The sequence below is a fragment of the Phyllobacterium sp. CCNWLW109 genome, from assembly GCF_037203905.1.
GTDB classification, from domain to species: Bacteria; Pseudomonadota; Alphaproteobacteria; order Rhizobiales; family Rhizobiaceae; genus Phyllobacterium; species Phyllobacterium ifriqiyense.
The window spans coordinates 714213-735527 of the sequence record NZ_JBBCBK010000003.1 but is presented as its reverse complement, the minus strand read 5'-3'; the positions used below and the strand labels follow the sequence as shown (position 1 = coordinate 735527).

The window sequence follows — 21315 nt, the reverse complement described above, 5'->3', positions numbered from 1 at the left end:
TTTTGGATAAAAAATGCTTAAAGGACCCTTAAGCAGCCTTTTCCAGGTCTTTCTTCCAGCCGCCAGTGGCAGCAAGACCATTCATTTTTGCACGATGTGCAAAGGCGCGCTGACCTGCTGCAACATTTTCTGACTTCCCGTTCCAGGCGCTCAACGCTGCTGCCTGCAAGGCACGACCATAGGAGAAAGTCAGCTTCCAAGGCATGGTGAAATTAGCGTTCATCGCCGATAGATGCGCTGTTGCTTCTTCTTCCGTCTGACCGCCGGACAGGAATGCAATGCCTGGTACAGCGGATGGAACAGTCGACTTCAACAGGCGCACAGTCAGCTCAGCAACCTGCTCGACGGAAGCCTTCTGGGCCTTCTGTCCTGCAACGACCATGTTCGGCTTGAGGATCATGCCTTCCAGAACAACGCGTGCATCATAAAGCTCGTCGAATACGGTCTTCAGAACCCATTCGCTGACTTCATAGCAGCGTTCGATCGAGTGATTGCCCGGTGTGCCGTCCATAAGCACTTCCGGCTCAACGATTGGCACAATTCCAGCTTCCTGACAAAGCGCGGCATAGCGTGCCAAAGCTTGGGCATTCTGCTTCACGGCACCCCATGTTGGCAGACCCTCGGAAATCGAGATAGCGGCCCGCCACTTGGAGAAGCGTGCGCCAAGCTTATAATATTCCGCTAGACGCTCGCGAAGACCATCCAGACCTTCTGTGATGGTTTCGCCGGGAAACCCAGCAAGCGGCTTGGCGCCTGCGTCAACCTTGATGCCTGGAATGCAGCCTGCATCCTGCATGATCTTGACGAGCGATGTTCCGTCCTTGGCATTCTGGCGAATGGTTTCATCGTAAAGGATGACACCGGAAATGTAGTTCTTCATCGCCTCATCGGAGCGGAACAGCATTTCACGATAGTCGCGGCGGCTATCGGCGGTGGATTCCAGCCCGATACTATCGAACCGCTTTTTGATTGTTCCTGAACTTTCATCGGCGGCAAGGAGGCCCTTGCCATTGGCAACCATTGCAACCGCTATATCTTCCAGACGTTCGCTCATAGACTGATGTACTCCTTTTTCCCTTATCCGCCCCATAACAGAAGCCTATGACAAACGAAACGGTGCACCAAGTAACTGAAACGATTGAAATTTTTTCAACCGATTTAACCGGATAACATTTTCTTATAATTGGTAATCAAGCCCGATTTCCGGGCTTGATTAGGGAGCAAAACTTACTTCTTCAGCACATCGACGCCGGGCAATGGCTTGCCTTCCATCCATTCAAGGAAAGCGCCTCCGGCAGTTGAAACATAGCTGAAATCATCGGCGACTCCGGCATGATTGAGCGCCGACACGGTATCTCCGCCGCCAGCAACCGAAACCAGATGTCCGGCCTTGGTACGCTGCGCAACGTGACGGGCTGCGGCCACCGTTGCCTTGTCGAATGGCGTCAGCTCAAAGGCACCAAGCGGGCCGTTCCAGACGAGGGTGGATGCATCATCAATTGCCGCCTTTACGCGCTCAATGGATTGCGGACCCACATCAAGGATCATGCCATCATCGGGGATCGCATCGAGCCCATAGGCGTGGAATGGGGCATTGGCCTCAAAATGCCAAGCCACAATGGCATCCACCGGAAGAATGATTGTGCAGTTAGCTGCTTTCGCTTTTGCCATGATCTCGCGCGCGGTTCCGGCCAAATCGTGTTCGCACAGCGATTTGCCGACCTTGACGCCCTGCGCCGCCAGAAATGTATTTGCCATGCCGCCGCCAATGACCAGTGCATCGACTTTTTCTACCAGATTGCCGAGCAGATCCAGCTTGGACGAAACCTTTGCGCCGCCGACAATGGCCACGACAGGGCGTTTCGGTGCGCCGAGACCCTTTTCCAGCGCTTTAAGCTCTGCTTCCATCGTTCGTCCGGCATAGGCTGGCAGAACACGAGCCAGACCTTCTGTCGAAGCATGGGCACGGTGCGCAGCAGAAAACGCATCATTCACATAGAGATCGCCATTTGCAGCAAGCGCTTTGACATATTCCGGGTCGTTCTTTTCTTCGCCTTTATGAAAACGCGTATTTTCCAAAAGCAGCACATCGCCATTCTTCAACTTGCCGACAGCTTCAGCAGCCTTTTCACCGATACTATCGGCAGCAAAATGCACACTGTGGCCAATTATCTTTGCGGCGGCATGGGCGATCGGCTCCAGCGAAAACTGTGGGTCCGGGCCATCCTTCGGGCGACCGAAATGGGCAAGCAAAATGACCTTTGCGCCCTTTTTCGATAGTTCCTGGATAGTTGGAGCTACGCGTTCTATCCGTGTCGCATCTGTCACGACGCCATCGCTCACCGGAACATTCAGGTCAACGCGTACGAGAACACGCTTTCCGGCAACATCAGCATCATCAAGCGTTTTGAAATTTGTCATGAAACTCACCTCATCTGCACACAGCCGCTTGGGAAAGCCCGTATAGCCGACTGTATAACCATCAAAAACAAAAATGGCGGGTGTGTCGACCCGCCATTTGAAATCAAATCACTTCAAAGCCGGTCAGATCAACTTGCCGAAAGCAACGGCTGTGTCGCTCATGCGGCTAGAGAAGCCCCACTCATTATCATACCAAGAAAGGACACGAACAAATGTGCCGTCCATAACCTTGGTCTGGTCAATGTGGAATATCGATGAATGCGAATCGTGATTGAAGTCAATTGACACGTTCGGGGCATCGGTAAAGCCCAGAATGCCCTTCAGCTTGCCATTGGCCGCCGACTTGATCGCATCATTGATTTCCGCAACGCTAGTGGATCTCTTGGCAACGAATTTGAAGTCGACCACAGACACATTCGGCGTTGGAACGCGAATGGAGCTGCCATCGAGCTTGCCATTGAGTTCAGGCAATACCAGACCGACAGCCTTGGCAGCACCGGTCGAAGTCGGGATCATGGACAGGGCAGCTGCGCGTCCACGATAGAGATCCTTGTGCATAGTATCCAGCGTTGGCTGATCGCCCGTATAGCTATGGATCGTGGTCATGAATCCGTGATCAATACCAACGGCTTCATTCAGTACATAAGCAACCGGCGCAAGGCAATTTGTCGTGCAGGAAGCGTTGGAAATGACCATATGGTCTTTGGTCAACTTGTGATCGTTTACGCCAAAAACGACAGTCAAATCGGCGCCATCGGAAGGAGCCGAAACAATAACGCGCTTTGCGCCAGCTTCAAGATGCGCTGCAGCCTTGTCGCGGGCCGTAAAAATGCCTGTGCATTCCAGCGCAATATCGACATTCAACTCTTTCCAAGGCAATTCGGCTGGATTGCGAACAGCGGTGACTTTGATCGGGCCACGGCCCACGTCAATTGTGTCGCCAGCCACTGTTACCGTACCGGGAAAGCGTCCATGAACGCTGTCGTAACGCATAAGGTGAGCATTGGTCTCGACAGGACCCAGGTCGTTGATGGCAACAACCTCGATGTCGGTACGGCCTGATTCTACGATAGCGCGAAGAACGTTGCGGCCAATGCGGCCAAATCCGTTAATTGCAACGCGAACTGTCATGTTTTTTCTCCTGAGGGGTATGGAGCCCTTGAATGGATCATAGAGGAACGAGATGGATTATTTCAACTTTGCTTCAGCAGCAGTGACGATATGTGACGCCGTAATGCCAAAATGCTCGTAGAGTTCTTCAATCGGACCGCTCGCGCCAAAGCCGTTCATTCCGATGAAAATCCCGTCCGTGCCGATAAACCGGTCCCAGCCCATGCGGATCGCAGCTTCAACAGCCACCCTGACCGGCGCATCGCCAATCAATGTGCGCTTGTATTCTTCACTCTGAGCTTCGAAGAGCTCAAAGCAAGGAACCGAAATCACCCGCGTTGGATGTCCGTTTTTCTCAAGCTGTGCTCTTGCACTGAGAGCGATTTCGACTTCCGAACCGGTTGCGAATATGGTCACTTCAGCCTTGCCGCTTGCAGTGGCAAGTTCATAGGCGCCGTAAGCGCATTTATTCTCATCAAAATGCACGTCACGAACCGTCGGCAGATTCTGACGGGTCAGTGCGATGGTTGATGGCGTGGTGCGTGACTTGAGTGCAATTTCCCAGCACTCAGCTGTTTCAACAACGTCCGCCGGACGGAAGACATAATTGTTTGGAATTGCACGCAGGGCTGCCAGATGTTCGACCGGCTGATGCGTCGGGCCATCTTCACCAAGACCGATGGAATCGTGGGTCATGACATAGATAACGCGGATACCCATCAGGCTCGACAGACGCATGGCGCCGCGTGCGTAATCGGAGAAAGTCAAAAAGGTACCAGAATATGGAATGAGTCCACCGTGAAGTGCGATACCGTTCATCGCTGCTGCCATGCCATGTTCCCGGATACCGTAGTGAACATAGCGCTGGCCGTAATCCTCAGGAGTGATCCCCTTGGTCTGGCTGGTCTTGGTGTTGTTCGAACCTGTCAGATCGGCGGAGCCACCAATTGTTTCAGGAACCACGCCATTGATAACCTCAAGCGCCATTTCAGAAGCTTTGCGGGTCGCAACCTTTGGCTTTTCTTCAGAAAGCTTCTTCTTGTAAGCTGTAATTGTTGCTTCGAAGTTCCCCGGCAGATCACCGCGCATGCGCCGCTCAAACTCCGAACGGATTTCCGCGTCAGTCGCATTCAGACGCTCAGTCCATGCGGTATGTTCCTTGGCAGAACGCAGACCGGCAAGGCGCCATTCGTCGAGAGTTTCTGTAGGTACGACAAAAGGCTCCGAAGTCCAGCCCAACGCTTTGCGCGCACCGGCGAGTTCTTCGGCACCAAGCGGCGAACCGTGAACCTTGTTCGTCCCAGCCTTGGTCGGAGCACCAAAACCGATTGTGGTTTTGCAGGCGATCAGTGTCGGCTTGTCGGATTTCTTGGCGCGCTCGATAGCGGTGGCAATCGCATCCTGATCATGGCCATCGACGCTGATTGAATTCCACCCAGAAGCCTCGAAACGGGCTGGCTGATCGGTATTGTCGGCCAATGTAACCGGACCATCGATCGAGATGTTGTTGTGGTCCCAGAAAACGATAAGCTTGTTCAGCTTGAGATGACCAGCAAGTGAAATCGCTTCCTGGCTGATGCCTTCCATGAGGCAACCATCACCGGCAATGACATAGGTGTAGTGATCGACCAGAGCATCACCGAAATGCGCATTCATGATGCGTTCGGACAAAGCCATGCCAACAGCATTGGCAAGGCCCTGACCCAATGGACCAGTTGTTGTTTCAATACCGGCAGCATGACCATATTCGGGATGCCCAGCGGTACGGGAGCCAAGCTGGCGGAAATTTTTGATTTGGTCGATGTCAATATCTTCGTAGCCGGTCAGATAAAGCAGCGAATAAAGCAGCATCGAACCATGACCTGCGGACAGTACGAAACGGTCGCGGTCCGGCCAGTGCGGAGCCTTTGGATCGAATTTCAGGAACTTTGTATAAAGGACGGTCGCAATGTCGGCTGCGCCCATGGGAAGTCCGGGATGGCCGGAATTTGCTTTTTCCACTGCATCCGCAGATAGAAAGCGGATTGCGTTGGCCATTTGATTGGATTTTTCAGAATTGGTCATAGTCACCGTCTTTCGAAGTGGAAAAGAGATGCCGTTTCTGGATGCCGGTTAGACAATATCCAAAAGGCACGCGACAAATAGCAGGTGTCGAGAGGGAGTCAACAAAAGCTGGCCAAATTGGGACGGTATTGCAGGAAGACATTCATTGGAGCACATTATTATCGGTGCATGAGTGCCACGGCGCCGTTCGGATTGATTGACGCAGCATTAATGTAACCACTAGACTCTCTGTCATAAGTCGTTCTTCTTTTTGCGATTCGCTGAAAAGATTGAGACACAGGGGAAACGTCGAAAATGGCATCTGAAGCCACCCTCAAACAAGTACTGGAAAGATTGGCCAAATCCCTCTCCACGCTTGAGAATGCAGTTGAAATGCGTCTTGAGCATGAGGGCGATTTTGCTGAAGCGGAAGAAGAGGTCCAGCGGATGAACATGGACCGGCGTAAGCTGGCTCAGGAGCTTGATGCGTCTGAAGGGCGGGCTGAGCGTCTTGAGGCGGCAAACAAAGAAGTTTCCCGCCGCCTTGTCGCTGCGATGGAATCCATCCGCACGGTCCTTGATCGATAGAACAGGAAGAAACAACCATGGCTACCGTTACCGTAACGATCGATGGCAAAGCCTACAGAATGGCCTGTGACGAGGGTCAGGAACAACATCTGACCGGTCTGGCAGAACGTTTTGATCGTTACGTGACACACCTGAAATCCTCGTTCGGCGAGATTGGCGATCTGCGCCTGACAGTTATGGCCGGCATCATGGTTACAGACGAACTCCATGAATTGCAGTTGCGTCTGACCGGTCTGGAAAACGAAGCGGAAGCCTTGAGAAAGAGCCGGGACGAGGCGTTAGCCAAGGCCGACAAGAATGATTCGGCTATCACTGGCGTCCTGTCCGAGGTGGCTGGACGCATCGAAACGCTTGCAGCGCGTCTCGCTCCGAAGGCCAATTGACGGATTTCCTGCCCTCCTCAAAGACAGCTCCATGACAGATTCTTCCCGCAGCCTCTGAAGGCTTTGTACAAAAGTGCAGAGCAAGGGAGCTTTCAGGGAGGAAATACATGAAACTTCGCACGCTTGCTTTTGCGCTGGCCTTTGGCATGGCCTCATCGGCTCAGGCCGACGCGGTAAAGAATATCGAAATCATCGCTCCGGCAGGTCCGGGAGGCGGCTATGATCAATTGGCACGCTCGACACAACAATCGCTTCAGGACCTCGAGCTCGCTGGCGACATCCAGGTTGTTAATCGACCGGGAGCCGGTGGCACTATTGGCCTGGCCGAATTTGTTTCGAAGAAATATCCCGATACGGGCCTCATTGTTACGGGGATCGGCATGGTTGGCTCGATCCTGACCAATAACGCACCCGTGACAATGGACCAGACCAAGCCCATCGCGCGGATGACAGGCGAGTATCTTACGCTGGTCGTCCCGGCAGATTCGCCATTGAAAAATATGGATGATCTGGTCAAAGCCTTCAAAGCTGATCCGGGATCAGTATCGTTGGGCGGTTTCGCCGCCGGTGGTGTCGACCATTTGCTGTATGGCATGATCGTCAAGGCAATTGGCGGCGATCTTTCCAAGATGAATTACGTCGCCATCGGTGCCGGAGGTGAGATGCTCGGACAGGTAATGGGAGGGCATATTTCCGTTGGTGCAGGCGGCTATTCCGAGTTTGCCGGACAAATTTCAGCCGGAACAGTGCGAGCACTCGGGATTTCTTCTGCAACGCGGCTCGAAGGCATTGATGTGCCAACGATGAAGGAACAAGGGGTCGATGTTGAGTTGGTCAATTGGCGCGGCTTCCTCGGACAAGCCAACCTGTCGGAAGAACAGACGAAGGATCTTGATGCAGCCTTTTCTAAAATGGCGCAAAGCCCGGAATGGCAAGCAACATTGAAAAAGCATGGTTGGGTTGATCTTTACCAGCCATCCGCCGAATTTGCCGCTTATATCAAAGAACAGCAGGCGACGGTCCTCACAACATTCCGTGAGCTGAAGCTCGTAGAATAAACGCTTATTTATGCTGTCTTTCAAATCGGAACGAGAACTGGAATCCCGGTTTTTCGTTCCGATCATTGGGCACAATTGCGAGTTTAATCTAGCCTTCGATTTCCTCGCGCAGCATTTCAAGCTCCAGCCATTCGTGCTCGAGCGCTTCGTGACTTGCACGCTTCTTGCCGATCTCCTCAACCGTCTTGTTGAACAAGGCCGGATTCTTTGCAAAAAGATCGGGATCGGCCAGCTTCTTTTCCAGATTGATAATTTCGCTATGCAGCGCTTCAATTTTAGCTGGAAGCGTTTCGAGCGCAAATTTCTGCTTGTAGGAGAGTTTGCGCTTTTCATCGCGTGCAGCAGGCGCCTTTTCAGCAGCCACACCAGATGAAGCCTGCGGCTTGGCGGCTTTCAATTCCTTCCGGGTCGCAATGGCAGTTTCCTTGCGCTGCGCCAGCATATCCGTGTAGCCGCCGGCATATTCCAGCCATTTCCCACTGCCCTCGGGAGCAATGACTGACGTTACGGTACGGTCAAGGAAATCGCGATCATGGCTGACGAGCAGCACTGTCCCGGCAAAGCCAGCAACCAATTCCTGCAACAGATCCAACGTTTCCATGTCGAGATCATTCGTCGGCTCATCGAGAACCAGCAGATTGGCAGGTCGCGCCAAGACCCGCGCCAGCATCAGACGTGCGCGCTCACCACCCGATAGCTCGCGGATTGGCGTGCGCAACTGCTCCGGTTGAAACAGGAAGTCTTTCATGTAGGAGGCAACGTGGCGCTGCTCGCCATTGACGATAACATTCTCTCCGCGCCCGTCGGTCAAATAGTCTGACAAGGTTTGTTCAAGATTTAGACTGTCCCGCCGCTGATCCAGCACCGCAATCTCAAGATTTGTTCCCAGTTTGACAAAGCCGCTATCCGGCTTGAGCAATCCTGTCAGCATGGAGAGGAGCGTCGTCTTACCCGCTCCATTCGGCCCGACAAATCCCACGCAATTTCCGCGTTGTATACGGGTGGAAAAATCATCCACGAGAATGCGGTCATCATAGCTCTTGGAAAGATGTTCCGCCTCGATAACAAGCTTGCCAGATTCCTTGGCATCGCTGGCCTTGAGAACCGCCTTGCCCTGCGCGCCACGATGGTTACGAAACTCGCTGCGCATGGATTGCAGGTCGCCGAGCCGACGCATGTTACGTTTGCGCCGTGCCGTAACGCCGTATCGTAACCAATGTTCCTCGCGTACAATCTGACGTCCAAGTTTGTGCAGGTCGCGCTCTTCTTCTTCCAGAACCTTGTCGCGCCACTCCTCGAACGAGCCAAACCCTTGATCGAGCCGTTTCGTAACGCCTCGATCAAGCCAGATGGTAGAACGGCTGACATTCTCCAGAAACCGCCGGTCATGCGATATTACCACGATGGCCGAGCGTATCTGGCGCAACTCACTTTCCAGCCATTCAATGGTTGTCAGGTCAAGATGGTTGGTCGGCTCGTCAAGCAGAAGGATATCCGGCTGCGGTGCAAGAACCTTTGCCAAAGCAGCACGACGTGTTTCTCCTCCCGAAAGATTTTCCGGCTTTTCCTCGCCCGTCAGTCCCAGATGCTCAAGCAGGTAACTGACACGGTAAAGATCATCTGCCGGTCCAAGTCCCGCTTCGACATAGGCCCGCACATTGGCAAATCCATCCATATCGGGTGCCTGAGCCAGATAGCGTACCGTAACGGCCGGATGTTTGAAGACTTCGCCGTCCGTTGGGACGACAAATCCGGCGGCGATTTTAAGCAGTGTCGATTTGCCCGAACCGTTGCGTCCTACAAGCGCAATGCGATCATTCTCGCTGACAGAGATGGCCGCATCGGTCAAAAGGGGCGTGCCACCGAAAGTCAGGGCAATTCTATCAAGGCGTAACAGTGGTGGAGCCATCAAACGTATCAATCCGGGAGTTCGAGCAGGTTTTGTCAGGGCTTGTCGATGAGAATATCTGTTCTGTCAAACGAAACAGGCCGGAAATTCCGGCCTGCTTGCGCTAAATCGATATTCTGTGATCAGTAATTGTCGTCGCGGTATGGGTCGGAACTATACCGGCGGCGCTCAGACCGGTATCCATCATCATCCGGATATCGTCCATTTCCATAGGCACCTCCGCCATTGCCTTGGCAGGGAGCATTGTAAATCGATCCGTCAGGCCGCTGATAACGGCATAGATTCTCGTTTCCACCGCGCGGTGTCGTGGCTGTACCAACAGCCGCGCCAAGCAAAGCGCCACCCGCAGCACCGATCACCGTGCTTTTCGTATCACGCCCCAAAGCCTGTCCGGCCAGGGCACCAGCGCCAGCACCAATCAATGCACCCGTCCCGGCACGTTGATTTTGCTGGCTCGTCTCACATCCGGCGATCGTAAATGCCAGAAGTGCTGTGGCTGCTATGGCAGCAAAACGAATTTTCATAATAACCTCTCCATTTAAAAAGTGCGGGAAAATCCTGCTTCCTCAATACGGCAGAAGAAAGATCAACGGAACACGCGTCCGGTACGCACAAAAAAACAGGCCGGAAAACCGGCCTGTTTTTCGAAAACTCTAGCTGCTTAACGGCAAGGTGCGCGATAGCGCTCGCCGTAGCGATTTTCATATGTGCAGTAACGGCGTCCGCCGTCCGATGTGGCTGCGCCAACGACAACGCCTGATGCCCCGCCGATTGCCGCACCGGCCAAAGCACCACGACCACCACCGATAGCGCCACCTGCCAATGCACCAAGTGCTGCACCACCGACACCATATCCGGCTGTCCGCTGTTCACTCGTTGTACAACCAGCAACCGAGAATGCCAAAACTGCGGCAACTGCAACTGTAGATAAACTTTTCAACATGGAAGACCTCTCCCGTTTCTAAAACCAAACTTACCAGCTTGCGTCCCCAATGCTGTGCTGCACACATTACACTTTCCGCTTATATTGACAAGCGTCAGGCAACTGGCGGCGCTGCAATCAGGATTGCTTTGCCCGAATGGAGCGATACGTGGAGGGTTCCACATACGGCATTCGAGACAGTAAGCGATGAACCGAAAGAAAGTTCCACATTTTCAAGCGGCCAGCGTGCTCCATCGATAAAAAGTCCGTGTAATTGCGAAAATGCAACAATGCTGAACTGCGTTTTATCGACGAAATCGAAAGCATATTCACCGCCCACAAGTGGGTGGGCTTCTTCGCTTCCGCTGGTGAGGATGATCTTATGTCCCTGCGCCGCATGGGCGGTCGCCATCGTCAAATGCAGAAGCGTGTGATCGGTGCGCACTCCACCAAATGCACCGCAAAGTACAAGCTCGGTCGCCCCCAGTCGATATGCCTCGTTCAAGGCCAGTTCGCCATCGGTCATATCCTTTGCTGCCGGAAAAACCTGGCGCGGCACATGCGCATATTCTTTTTCCAGCTCGGGCGATGTCGAGTCGAAATCGCCTAGCCAAAGCTCAGGCGTGAGGCCCAGTGGTGCGGCATGGGCGATACCACCATCAGCCGCCAGAACCCTGGCTCCGGCTACCTGTTTCAAAAGGCGATCGGTGACATGGACGGAACCGCCCAAAAGAAGAACGAATTTGCTCATGACCCGCCCATAGCATGCGTCAAACGCTTCCACCAGACAGCTCTGCGTCCGATATCAAACGCTTGCAAGCGCGATAGCAATGCCCTGTCCAACGCCAATGCACATTGTCGCCAGAGCGAGTTTTCCCTCGCGCAATTGCAATTCAAGCGCTGCCGTTCCCGCAATGCGTGCTCCTGACATGCCCAGCGGATGCCCCAGGGCGATAGCGCCGCCATTCGGATTTACGTGTTCCGCATCATCGGGAATTCCAAGATCGCGCAATGTTGCAAGTCCCTGCGAGGCAAAAGCTTCATTGAGTTCGATAATGTCAAAATCAGCTGGCACCAAACCGAGGCGCGCGCAAAGCTTCTTCGTCGCAGGCGCTGGGCCAATTCCCATAATACGGGGTGCCACGCCCGCCGTCGCCCCGCCCAGGATGCGCGCGATGGGATTGAGGCCGTACTTTTTTACAGCCTCTTCGGAGGCAATGATGAGCGCGGCCGCGCCATCATTAACACCGGAAGCATTTCCTGCCGTCACAGTTCCGCCGGATCGAAATGGCGTCGGCAGTTTGGCCAGAGCCTCAATTGTTGTTTGGGGGCGCGGATGCTCGTCTTTATCAACGATAATGGGCTCGCCTTTTCTTTGCGCGATGCGAACCGGGATAATTTCGCTGGCAAGCCGACCATTCTCCTGAGCCCGACCGGTTCGCTGCTGGGAGCGCACAGCAAAAGCATCCTGATCGGCGCGGGAGACAAGAAACTCTTCGGCAACATTTTCGGCGGTATCAGGCATGGAATCCACACCATATTGCTGCTGCATAAGTGGATTGATGAACCGCCAGCCGATTGTCGTATCGTAAATTTCTGCATTGCGGGAAAAGGCGCTGTCTGCCTTGGGCAGCACAAAGGGCGCGCGCGACATGGACTCGACACCGCCAGCAATGGCAATGTTCATTTCACCGGCGCGAATGGCGCGTGCGGCTGTGATGATGGCATCCATGCCGGAACCGCATAGGCGGTTCATCGTGGTGCCGGGCACCTCCACGGGCAATCCCGCAAGCAGTGCCGACATGCGGGCGACATTGCGATTGTCTTCGCCAGACTGATTGGCGCATCCATAAATCACTTCATCGATTGCTGCCCAATCGACCGATTTATTACGCTCCATCAATGCCTTGATTGGAATAGCCCCAAGATCATCCGCCCTAACTCCAGCCAGTGATCCACCAAAACGGCCAATGGGCGTCCGGATATAGTCGCAGATAAATACGTCACCCATCATGCTGCCTCATATGCTTTTTTCTTGCCTGTTGATTTGAGCCGGTCTGTTGCCGCTTCATCAATAGATAATTATTCGGCGGTTGATCGTCCCTGATCATTCATTCTACAGAACCGTACGCACATATCATTCTGGATAAAAGGGAGAGCAAGGTGCAATTTGCCGATATAAATGGTGTGACGCTGCATTATCAGCTGATTGGCGGACCAGCGTCAAAACCTGTGATCGTTTTTGCCAATTCTCTGGGCACTGACTTCCGCATCTGGCGCGATGTCATTATTCGCCTGGCGGGTGATTTTGCTATCGTCACCTATGATAAGCGCGGCCACGGGCTTTCGAGTGTCGGCACGTCTCCCTATTCTCTCGACGATCATGTCGGCGATCTGGCAGGTCTGCTGGATTTCCTCAATGTTAAAAATGCAATCATTTGCGGTCTTTCTGTCGGCGGACTGATTGCGCAGGGGCTTTATGCTTCCCGTCCCGATCTGGTTCGGGCACTGGTCTTGTGTGATACCGCGCACAAGATTGGCAATGCCGATTCCTGGAACGCACGTATTGCCGCGCTTGAGGAAAATGGTATTGAAAGCATCGCCGACACGATCCTCGAACGCTGGTTTACCCCGACATTTCATCGTGAAAGCAGCCCTGCCTTAACCGGCTACCGGAACATGCTGATTCGTCAACCATTGGCCGGATATGCCGGAACCTGCGCAGCAATTCGTGATGCAGACCTGACAGAAGACGCAGGCCGAATATCGGTTCCAACAATCTGTATTGTGGGGGATCAAGATGGTTCGACACCGCCGGACGTCGTGCTTTCAATGGCTAAATTGATTCCGGGCGCGCGCTACGAAGTCATCAAGGATGCCGGGCATATTCCCTGCGTGGAACAACCCGAAATGCTCGTCGCGATCATTCGCGCCTTTATCGATGAGTTCAAACTTGAGGGCAATCCAATTTTGAGCAACTCAACCCTCAACTAGCTCAAGATGACTCGCCGCGAGTGAGGTGGATAAGCTGCATTCGATATAATGCGTGGTTCGACAAGCTCACCATGAGGGAAGTTTTGTGGGTCGCAGCGACAACTTGCTAGCCTTGCAAGAGTTGGCGCCCTGCAATCAATCGACCTCCCTCATCCTGAGCTTGTCGAAGGACGCACTTAGCTTGTGCAAATCAGACTTTCCAAAAATAATCTCGACAAACTTATCCAACAGCACCCGCTCTGCATTATTCTGTTCCTGTCCTTCCCGCGGGGAACAGCTTCCGGAGCCGTTCGAAGTTTGGGGAAGGATGGGCGCCTCCGATGGCGGGTTACGGACCCGCCATCCGGGGACGTTCTGTCCAAGGGTTCCCCTGCCGTTACTAGGAACGGCGCGTGCTGGACGAGCACTTTAAGGGGCGCAAGGCTAACGCATGGCGCGCCGCAAATGGCACTCCTTGGGTAGCCGAGGCCTCCCAAGCGGAACGGACAGAATGCAAAATCGCCGGACGGGCGGTCTTCGGATCGCTTAACCTACTACAAAGACGCGCTTCGATGACCGCCCGTCTTTCCCACCATCTCAATAGCCAGACGCAAAAGCGGGCGTGGCAAGGGGAAGGCATAACAAAAACAACCAGCTAGGCGATGGGCGCTTGCGTTGGCAGGACACAGTCACTAATCTTGCTTTGCTCTAACGGGGTGCCTGCATCAACAGGCTGAGAGACTGGAACCAATCCAGTCAACCCGCGGAACCTGATCCGGTTTGTACCGGCGGAGGGATTAGATGCGGCTTCACAAGCCGGCGCACCTATCCTTTTGAAGTTCAACTTTAGGAGGCGCCTATGCAGCCACTCGAATTTATGAAATTTGCCCTTGTTTCCAGCGCATTGGCATTTGGCCTTTCCAGCCCAGCAAATGCGGATGGCAAGCTGACAGTCTACACCTATGAAAGCTTTACCTCTGAATGGGGGCCAGGGCCAAAAGTCAAAGAAGCCTTTGAGAAGCAATGCACCTGTACTGTTGACTTTGTAGCAGTCGCCGATGGCGTTGCGCTGCTTAACCGTCTGAAGCTTGAAGGCGCATCGACAAAGGCGGATATTGTTCTCGGTCTGGATACGAACCTGACTTTTGAAGCTCAGCAAACCGGACTTTTTGCGCCGCATGGCATAGATACAACTGCTATCGACATTCCTGGTGGCTTCAAGGACAGCATTTTCGTTCCCTATGATTATGGCTACTTCGCTGTCATTTATGACACAGAGAAAGTCAAAGACGCACCGGTTAGTCTGAAGGATTTGGTTGATGGCGATCCGAAGCAGAAGATCGTTATTGAAGATCCTCGCACGTCTACACCGGGCCTTGGTCTCGTATTGTGGATGAAATCAGTTTACGGGGACAAGGCCAGTGAAGCCTGGGCCAAACTCAAGGATCGCGTTTTAACCGTCACGCCCGGCTGGTCAGAAGCCTATGGGCTTTTTACCAAAGGTGAAGCGCCCATGGTGCTTTCCTATACTACGTCGCCCGCTTATCATCTGATCGCGGACAAAACCGATCGGTACAAGGCAGCATCCTTCGATGAAGGACATTACCTGCAGGTCGAGGTTGCAGCGCAAACTGTAAACGGAGCCAAGAACCCGCTTGCTGCGCAGTTTTTGACATTTGTTACCGGCACGGCATTTCAGGATACTATTCCCGAAAACAATTGGATGTATCCTGCAGCTAAAACCTCAAATCCGCTCAATCCAGCCTTTGACACATTGGTAAAGCCAGCAAAGACACTGACTTTCACATCTGAAGAAGTGGCGAAAAATCGCAAAGCCTGGATCGACGAGTGGCTTGAAGCCATGAGCAAGTAGCATAGATGGCCGCCTCTTCGATGAAACCCTTGGCGGGAGGTCTCGCTCTCGCCTTTCTGGGCGTATTGGCGGGCGGCTCTCTCCTCAGTCTCGCCATTGAAGCTTTCCGTGGAAGCACGGAGGGCTTTGCTACTTTTGACAGCTACATTTGGCGGATTGCACGCTTCACAATCCTTCAAGCGCTCCTTTCCCTGGTATTTTCTGTCGGCCTTGCCATCCCGCTTGCCCGTGCATTGCATGCGCAGCAGAGCTTTCCGGGACGCGCAATGCTCCTGCGTCTGTTTGCCTTGCCTCTGGCGCTGCCAGCGCTCGTTGCCGTGCTCGGTGTCACCAGCATTTACGGACGAAACGGTTTGCTGGCTGCTATCCTCGGATGGCTGGGGCTTGATTTGGTTCCCGATATTTACGGGCTGACGGGCATTCTTCTCGCCCATGTATTTTTCAATTTGCCATTGGCGACACGGCTCATTCTCTCAGGTCTGGATTCCATTCCCGAAGATTATTGGAAACTCTCCTCACAACTGGGGATGAGCAACTGGACACAGTTCAAATTAATCGAATGGCCGGTCATTTTACGCAGTATATCGGGTGTGGCTGGCTTGATCTTCATGCTGTGCATTACTTCATTCACCGTGGTGCTGACACTCGGCGGAGGGCCTCGCGCCACGACACTCGAAGTTGCAATATACCAGTCGCTTCACTTCGATTTTGATATAGCCAGAGCGGTGTCCCTGACGCTTCTTCAGCTTTGCCTGACAATTATCGTGCTCGGCCTTCTATCGCTCGCTGGGCGTCCGACAGAAGAAGGCTTCAGCTTGCGTACCACGACCCGCCGCTTCGACATGCCTTCATTGCCGCAAAGACTATGGAACATTACTCTGATTATATCCGGTTTTCTGTTCGTAACCTTGCCCATGGCAGGCACTGTCGTTTCCGGCTTGTCGGCAGATATTACCCGTCTCCTGTCCGAAACAACCGTCTGGCGCGCAATTGTCACCAGTCTTGTTCTTGGCGCAATCGCGGCCGCACTTTCACTGATAATTTCGCTTAGTCTTGTGATTACGCGGGAGTTTTTGGCAACCCGGCGGCGCTACGCCAGAGCTGGAGTATTTGAGCGCTCGCTTGATCTTGGCGCGAGCTTGATCATGGTGGTGCCGCCTATCATCATTGGTGCGGGATGGTTCATTCTTTCCCGCCACTTTGTCGATCCATTCAGCCTCGCACCCTTCATGGTAATATGCGTCAATGCCGCTATGGCCATCCCTTTTGCGTTCCGGATTCTTCGACCGTCATGGGATACAGCGGCAAGCCGCCACAACAGACTGTGCGAGCAATTGGGCATTGCGGGTTGGAACCGGCTCCGAATTATCGATTGGCCAATTTTAAAACATCCGCTCGGCGTAGCCTTTGCCTTTGCCATGGCTTTGTCCCTTGGTGATCTCGGAACAATTGCCCTGTTTGGCAACGACACCGTTCTGACCCTGCCCTATTTGCTGTTGCAACGCATGGGAAGCTATCGTACCGCCGACGCCGCCGGGTTGGCACTAATTCTTGCTGCGCTGTGCCTCATTCTCATGATCATCGCCGATAGAGGCGCAATTCGACTGGCCAAAAGGGACAGCAGTGCAAATGGCTAAGCCCGCAAAAACAAATGGCGTCTCTGTTCGTCTCAACGCCGTGCGTTTCGACTATGGTGACATGGCAATGCACTTTGATGTGTCCATTCAAGCCTCCACAATAACCGCCGTCATCGGCCCGAGCGGATCGGGAAAATCGACGCTGCTTAATCTCATTGCCGGGTTCGAGAAGCCCGTTGGTGGCTCGGTACTAATCAATGAGGTTGACGTGACCAATCTTCCGCCATCGCTCCGGCCAGTCTCCATGGTGTTTCAGGACAATAATCTTTTTTCCCATCTGGATGTAATGTCCAATGTCGGATTGGGCCGCCGTTCGGATTTGAGGCTTGATGAAGTCGACAAAGTGGAAATTCAGGCAGCGATTCGGAAAGTCGGGCTTGCCGGAAAAGAGGGAAGGAAGCCCGAAGCTCTTTCCGGGGGAGAACGTCAGCGCGTGGCAATCGCCCGCGCATTGGTGCGCAACCGTCCCGTATTGCTTCTGGATGAAGCTTTCGCTTCCCTTGGCCCTGCTTTGCGTCACGAAATGCTGGAACTTATTGAGAATCTTCAAAAAGAAACCGGAATGACAATTATCATGGTTACGCATCATCCGGACGACGCTTTGCGGCTGGCATCGACGCTGCTCTTCGTTGATAATGGGCACATTGCTGCTTCCGGCCCGGCCAAGGATCTGCTGTCAGACGATGGCCCTGCCCTGTTGCGAAATTACCTCGGTAGCAAAGAGTCTGGTCTTTGACATATTTTCGACGCCTTGCCCCGGTCAGGAAAACAATGAAATTCTTGCTCCGGGCCGCACATCGGGCTAGCAAGAACAAAGACATACGAGTCTCCTGGCACTTAATACAAAAAGGATATGATTCTGGGTTCGCACACGTCTCCCTTGAATACAGGATGGTTTCAAGCAGCTAAGCAGGGCAGAAAGCCGGCGCAGCTCATGCTGATGCTTGCCTTTCTCTCAGGTTGCCAAGTGCTGAATATTAGCAAGGAAGATGCGGCGCTTGGCCCGTCATCGAACCCGGTCACGGTAGACAATGTTAATAAGAACGACCGACTCGCCAAACTTAGCGCTGAGCAGCATCCCCGTATTCTCGCGACCTATGGCGGCGAGTATAAGGATGCAAAACTGGAGCGCATGGTCGCCAAAGTCGTTGGCAATCTGACAACGGTTTCGGACAACCCGACCCACACCTATCGCATAACAATTCTCAACTCGCCCAACATCAATGCCTTTGCCTTGCCGGGCGGATATCTTTATGTCACCCGCGGCCTTCTCGCCCTTGCCAATGACAGCGCGGAACTGTCCGCCGTCATTGCTCACGAAATGGGCCACGTAATCGCCAATCACGGTATAGAGCGCCAGCAGCGCGAACAGGAAGCCGTTATTGCCGGACGCGTCGTATCGGAAGTTCTGCAGGGCGACACCGCCGGACAGGAAGCCTTGATCCGCGGCAAGCTGCGGATGGCGCAGTTTTCACGCAATCAGGAACTTCAGGCCGACGCGATCGGCATCAAGATGATTGGCGAAGCGGGGTATGATCCATTTGCTGCGCCACGTTTCTTGCAATCCATGGCTTCCTATGCCGATTTCCGTAACGTGTCCGGCGCTACCGATGCCAGCCTCGATTTCCTTGCCAGCCACCCCTCGGCACCGCAGCGAATTGAACTTGCGCGTGGGCATGCCCGCCGTATCGGTGCCCCCGGCGTTGGCACGACCGACCGCGAATCGTTCCTGCAGGGTATAGACGGCATCCTATATGGCGATACGCCGGAAGAAGGCTATGTGCGGGGCCGCAATTTCGTCCATCCACTTCTGGGCGTGAGCTTCACTGTTCCTGAAGGCTTCACCATCGACAACAGCGCCGATGCCGTTATGGCGACGGGCCCGGGAGAAGTAGCCGTCCGGTTTGATGGGACACAAATATCCGGCAATCCGTCAATGACCGACTACATGCGCAGCGGCTGGGTGACCGGGCTTGTCGACGCCAGCGTTACCGCTACGACCTTTAACGGCATGCCTGCGGCCAGCGCCAAGGCAAAGGCCGATCGCTGGGAGTTTGATATTTTCGTGATCAATGCCGGTAATCGCATTTATCGCTTCCTGACTGCGGCTCCAGCGGGAAGCTCAGCGCTATTACCCGCCTCGCAAACGGTTGTTCAGAGCTTCAAGCTCCTGACGCCTGAAGAGAAAGCCGCGATAAAGCCTTTGCGCATCCGCGTTGTGACAGTAAAGCCCGGCGATACTCTTTCATCACTTTCAAGCAAAATCCTGGGTACAGACCGCAAGCTTGACCTCTTTCGCCTGATCAACGCGATGCCGCCCGGCGGAACCGTATCTGTCGGCGACAAGGTGAAGCTTATCAGCGAATAATAAAAAGCCCGGCATCGCTGCCGGGCTGTGTTTTGGCGAGAAAGACAGCTCTTATGCTGCCTCTTCCTGCTCGTCTTCAGCAACTACATCTGCTTCAACTTCTGCCTCAGCATCATCGGCCTTAGCACCGCGCTTAGGACCCTTAGCGAGATTTACCTCGATAAGACGGACAGCTTCGGTTTCTGACATCTTGTTGACGGCAGAAATTTCACGAGCCATGCGATCAAGTGCTGCCTCGTAAAGCTGGCGTTCTGAATAAGACTGTTCCGGCTGATTGTCGGCACGGAATAGATCACGCACAACTTCCGAAATCGAAATCAAATCGCCTGAATTGATTTTCGCATCATATTCCTGCGCGCGGCGAGACCACATGGTGCGCTTGATACGGGCCCGTCCCTGGACGACCTTCAATGCGCGCTCTACATAATCTGTTTCAGAAAGTTTCCGCATGCCGATGGCTGTTGCTTTGGCAACTGGCACTTTCAGACGCATCTTGTCTTTCTGGAAATCAATAACAAACAGTTCAAGCTTGTGGCCCGCAACTTCCTGTTCTTCAATATTGACAATTTGACCAACGCCGTGTGCCGGATATACAATAAATTCGCCCGTTTTAAATCCAATACGCTGGGCGGCTTTTTTCTGCGGAACTACTGTCATGCGCTTCATTACTCCCTGCTGCGCCCGGCAAAACGCACCGGTTAAACCAACCACTGGAAACCGGAACCCGGTTTGTCGGTCGTCAATAGTGTCGCGCAAAAGCAATCCGGACGGATCAGTTGGGCTGAATGACAAACAAGCATACCCTGAACTGTTGCGTCCGAAAAAAATCTAGCCAAGTGGTGATTTATACTTTAGCGCCACGAAATTGACGTCCAATGATCAACATATTTCAGCACCATAACATGAAAACCGCGTAGAATCAAATTTTTGCTGCAATTGCTCAAAAAATGGGGCTCAAAGCCTTGCTTATTGCACCAACTCCAGTTTAGCCAAGTCTGATTCCTGGGCTATTAATCGCCTTCGCCAGGCTCCGGAGAAAAGAATTTCTCGAATTTGCCTGCCACACCGTCCATTTCCTTGGCATCCGACGGGGCGTCGCCCTTTGTGGAGATATTGGGCCACTTCTCGGAATACTCGGCATTCAGTTGCAACCAGCTGTCCAAACCTGGCTCAGTGTCCGGCTTGATAGCTTCCGCTGGACATTCAGGTTCACAAACACCGCAGTCGATACATTCGTCCGGGTGAATGACGAGCATGTTTTCACCTTCATAAAAACAGTCGACCGGACAGACCTCAACGCAATCCATATATTTGCAGCGGATGCAATTGTCGGTCACAACATAAGTCATTTACTGGCTCCAGAAGACACCACGATCAGCGGGGTACAATCGTGAGGTAACGATTTGCTGCCAAACTGACAAGAGGTAAGAACAAGACTGCGGCACCAGAACGCGGGCGTTGGTTTACCGGCGAGCCTTTGATCGCATTGTTCGCACCTTCAACAAGCGCAAACAAGCAATTCATTCCCGGCGAATGGTGTATTATCGGTATAGTGTACTCTACTTAGGTCAAAACCGAGAAAATTTATTTCGATTAAACGTTGGCCACATTATGAGTTGGAATCATCGTTTTTGCCCTGCATCAAACGATCAACTTGCCGGCGCTCCCTTTTTGTTGGTCGGCCGCTACCGGCATCACGCTTTGGCAAAGCGTCCAGACGGCTAATTTCTTTCGGCATGGGCGGCGGAGACAGATCCCTGTAGAGTTTCTTCGCCTCTTCAGCTGGCCCGCGCCTTTCTCCACCCGCAACAACTTCATAAACCAGGACACGACGGTCCAAGGAAATTGTCAGCACATCGCTTACTTTGACATTCTGCGATGGCTGATCAATTTTCACTTTGTTTAGACGGACATTCCCGCTGGATACCAGTTTGGCCGCAAGGGAGCGGGATTTTACCACCCGCGCAAAGAACAGCCATTTATCGATGCGCCGTCCTTTCTTTCCTTCGTTATCGGCCTCTGCCATCATT

Annotated in this window: 19 protein-coding genes, 1 pseudogene and 1 riboswitch; of the genes and pseudogenes, 8 read left to right on the top strand and 12 right to left on the bottom strand. The window is 53.3% G+C overall.

The window, feature by feature from the left end; all coding sequences use genetic code 11:
* Positions 1–28 precede the first annotated feature (28 nt).
* The 4 genes from V9K92_RS14105 to tkt all read right to left on the bottom strand — a co-directional run bounded on the left by V9K92_RS14105 (position 29) and on the right by tkt (position 5595).
* Entirely contained in the window at positions 29–1054 is a 1026-nt protein-coding gene (locus V9K92_RS14105; RefSeq protein ID WP_115054122.1) for a class I fructose-bisphosphate aldolase, read from the bottom strand.
* 173 nt (positions 1055–1227) lie between these two features.
* A complete protein-coding gene (locus V9K92_RS14100; protein ID WP_337354255.1) occupies positions 1228–2421 on the bottom strand; it encodes a phosphoglycerate kinase in 1194 nt (397 codons plus the stop codon).
* Positions 2422–2544: 123 nt separating this feature from the next.
* Positions 2545–3552 carry a type I glyceraldehyde-3-phosphate dehydrogenase gene (gene gap / locus V9K92_RS14095; RefSeq protein ID WP_115054120.1) on the bottom strand — a complete coding sequence of 336 codons (1008 nt, stop codon included), beginning with the start codon at positions 3550–3552 and terminating at the stop codon, positions 2545–2547.
* Between the two features lie 57 nt (positions 3553–3609).
* Complete coding sequence (gene tkt / locus V9K92_RS14090; RefSeq protein WP_337354254.1) at positions 3610–5595, bottom strand: transketolase; 1986 nt, start codon at positions 5593–5595, stop codon at positions 3610–3612.
* 294 nt (positions 5596–5889) lie between these two features.
* Here tkt and V9K92_RS14085 point away from each other — a divergent pair, with 294 nt between their 5' ends.
* From V9K92_RS14085 to V9K92_RS14075, 3 genes are all read left to right on the top strand, one after another.
* Entirely contained in the window at positions 5890–6162 is a 273-nt protein-coding gene (locus tag V9K92_RS14085) for a DUF4164 domain-containing protein (RefSeq protein WP_115054118.1), read from the top strand.
* Between the two features lie 17 nt (positions 6163–6179).
* The gene (locus tag V9K92_RS14080) at positions 6180–6545 is read left to right on the top strand and encodes a cell division protein ZapA (protein WP_115054117.1); all 366 of its coding nucleotides are present in this window, start codon (positions 6180–6182) and stop codon (positions 6543–6545) included.
* A gap of 107 nt (positions 6546–6652) precedes the next feature.
* Positions 6653–7603, top strand: coding sequence for a tripartite tricarboxylate transporter substrate-binding protein (locus tag V9K92_RS14075; protein WP_115054116.1), 951 nt, complete (start codon positions 6653–6655; stop codon positions 7601–7603).
* Positions 7604–7691: 88 nt separating this feature from the next.
* Here V9K92_RS14075 and V9K92_RS14070 read toward each other — a convergent pair whose 3' ends face one another.
* The 5 genes and pseudogenes from V9K92_RS14070 to pcaF form a co-directional block, all read right to left on the bottom strand.
* On the bottom strand, positions 7692–9512 hold the full coding sequence (locus V9K92_RS14070) for an ABC-F family ATP-binding cassette domain-containing protein (protein WP_336442032.1): 1821 nt from the start codon (positions 9510–9512) through the stop codon (positions 7692–7694).
* Positions 9513–9706: 194 nt separating this feature from the next.
* A pseudogene (locus tag V9K92_RS14065) lies at positions 9707–10036 on the bottom strand (YMGG-like glycine zipper-containing protein); the annotation flags it as partial.
* Positions 10037–10173: 137 nt separating this feature from the next.
* Positions 10174–10455, bottom strand: coding sequence for a hypothetical protein (locus V9K92_RS14060; protein ID WP_008128299.1), 282 nt, complete (start codon positions 10453–10455; stop codon positions 10174–10176).
* A 94-nt stretch (positions 10456–10549) separates the two neighbouring features.
* A complete protein-coding gene (locus V9K92_RS14055) occupies positions 10550–11185 on the bottom strand; it encodes a thiamine diphosphokinase (protein WP_115054113.1) in 636 nt (211 codons plus the stop codon).
* Between the two features lie 54 nt (positions 11186–11239).
* Positions 11240–12445, bottom strand: a complete 1206-nt coding sequence (gene pcaF, locus V9K92_RS14050) for a 3-oxoadipyl-CoA thiolase (RefSeq protein ID WP_337354383.1) — start codon at positions 12443–12445, stop codon at positions 11240–11242.
* Between the two features lie 152 nt (positions 12446–12597).
* On the opposite strand from pcaF, the gene pcaD reads away from it, so the two are divergent.
* From pcaD to V9K92_RS14025, 5 genes are all read left to right on the top strand, one after another.
* Positions 12598–13428 carry a 3-oxoadipate enol-lactonase gene (pcaD, locus tag V9K92_RS14045; protein ID WP_115054111.1) on the top strand — a complete coding sequence of 277 codons (831 nt, stop codon included), beginning with the start codon at positions 12598–12600 and terminating at the stop codon, positions 13426–13428.
* Between the two features lie 681 nt (positions 13429–14109).
* Positions 14110–14221, top strand: a riboswitch (TPP riboswitch).
* A gap of 45 nt (positions 14222–14266) precedes the next feature.
* Positions 14267–15280 (top strand): thiamine ABC transporter substrate binding subunit, encoded by a 1014-nt coding sequence (gene thiB, locus V9K92_RS14040; protein WP_336440442.1) that lies wholly within the window; start codon positions 14267–14269, stop codon positions 15278–15280.
* 5 nt (positions 15281–15285) lie between these two features.
* The gene (gene thiP / locus V9K92_RS14035) at positions 15286–16917 is read left to right on the top strand and encodes a thiamine/thiamine pyrophosphate ABC transporter permease (protein WP_337354253.1); all 1632 of its coding nucleotides are present in this window, start codon (positions 15286–15288) and stop codon (positions 16915–16917) included.
* Complete coding sequence (gene thiQ / locus V9K92_RS14030; protein ID WP_337354252.1) at positions 16910–17653, top strand: thiamine ABC transporter ATP-binding protein; 744 nt, start codon at positions 16910–16912, stop codon at positions 17651–17653. Before thiP ends, thiQ begins: the two co-directional genes overlap by 8 nt.
* Before the next feature lie 198 nt (positions 17654–17851).
* A complete protein-coding gene (locus tag V9K92_RS14025) occupies positions 17852–19285 on the top strand; it encodes a M48 family metalloprotease (protein ID WP_337354251.1) in 1434 nt (477 codons plus the stop codon).
* 51 nt (positions 19286–19336) lie between these two features.
* Here the strand turns inward: V9K92_RS14025 and V9K92_RS14020 are convergent, their stop codons facing one another.
* The 3 genes from V9K92_RS14020 to V9K92_RS14010 all read right to left on the bottom strand — a co-directional run bounded on the left by V9K92_RS14020 (position 19337) and on the right by V9K92_RS14010 (position 21311).
* Entirely contained in the window at positions 19337–19951 is a 615-nt protein-coding gene (locus V9K92_RS14020) for a CarD family transcriptional regulator (RefSeq protein WP_336440439.1), read from the bottom strand.
* A 344-nt stretch (positions 19952–20295) separates the two neighbouring features.
* A complete protein-coding gene (gene fdxA, locus V9K92_RS14015; RefSeq protein ID WP_115054282.1) occupies positions 20296–20634 on the bottom strand; it encodes a ferredoxin FdxA in 339 nt (112 codons plus the stop codon).
* A 260-nt stretch (positions 20635–20894) separates the two neighbouring features.
* The gene (locus tag V9K92_RS14010) at positions 20895–21311 is read right to left on the bottom strand and encodes an RNA-binding S4 domain-containing protein (protein ID WP_115054759.1); all 417 of its coding nucleotides are present in this window, start codon (positions 21309–21311) and stop codon (positions 20895–20897) included.
* Positions 21312–21315 lie beyond the last annotated feature (4 nt).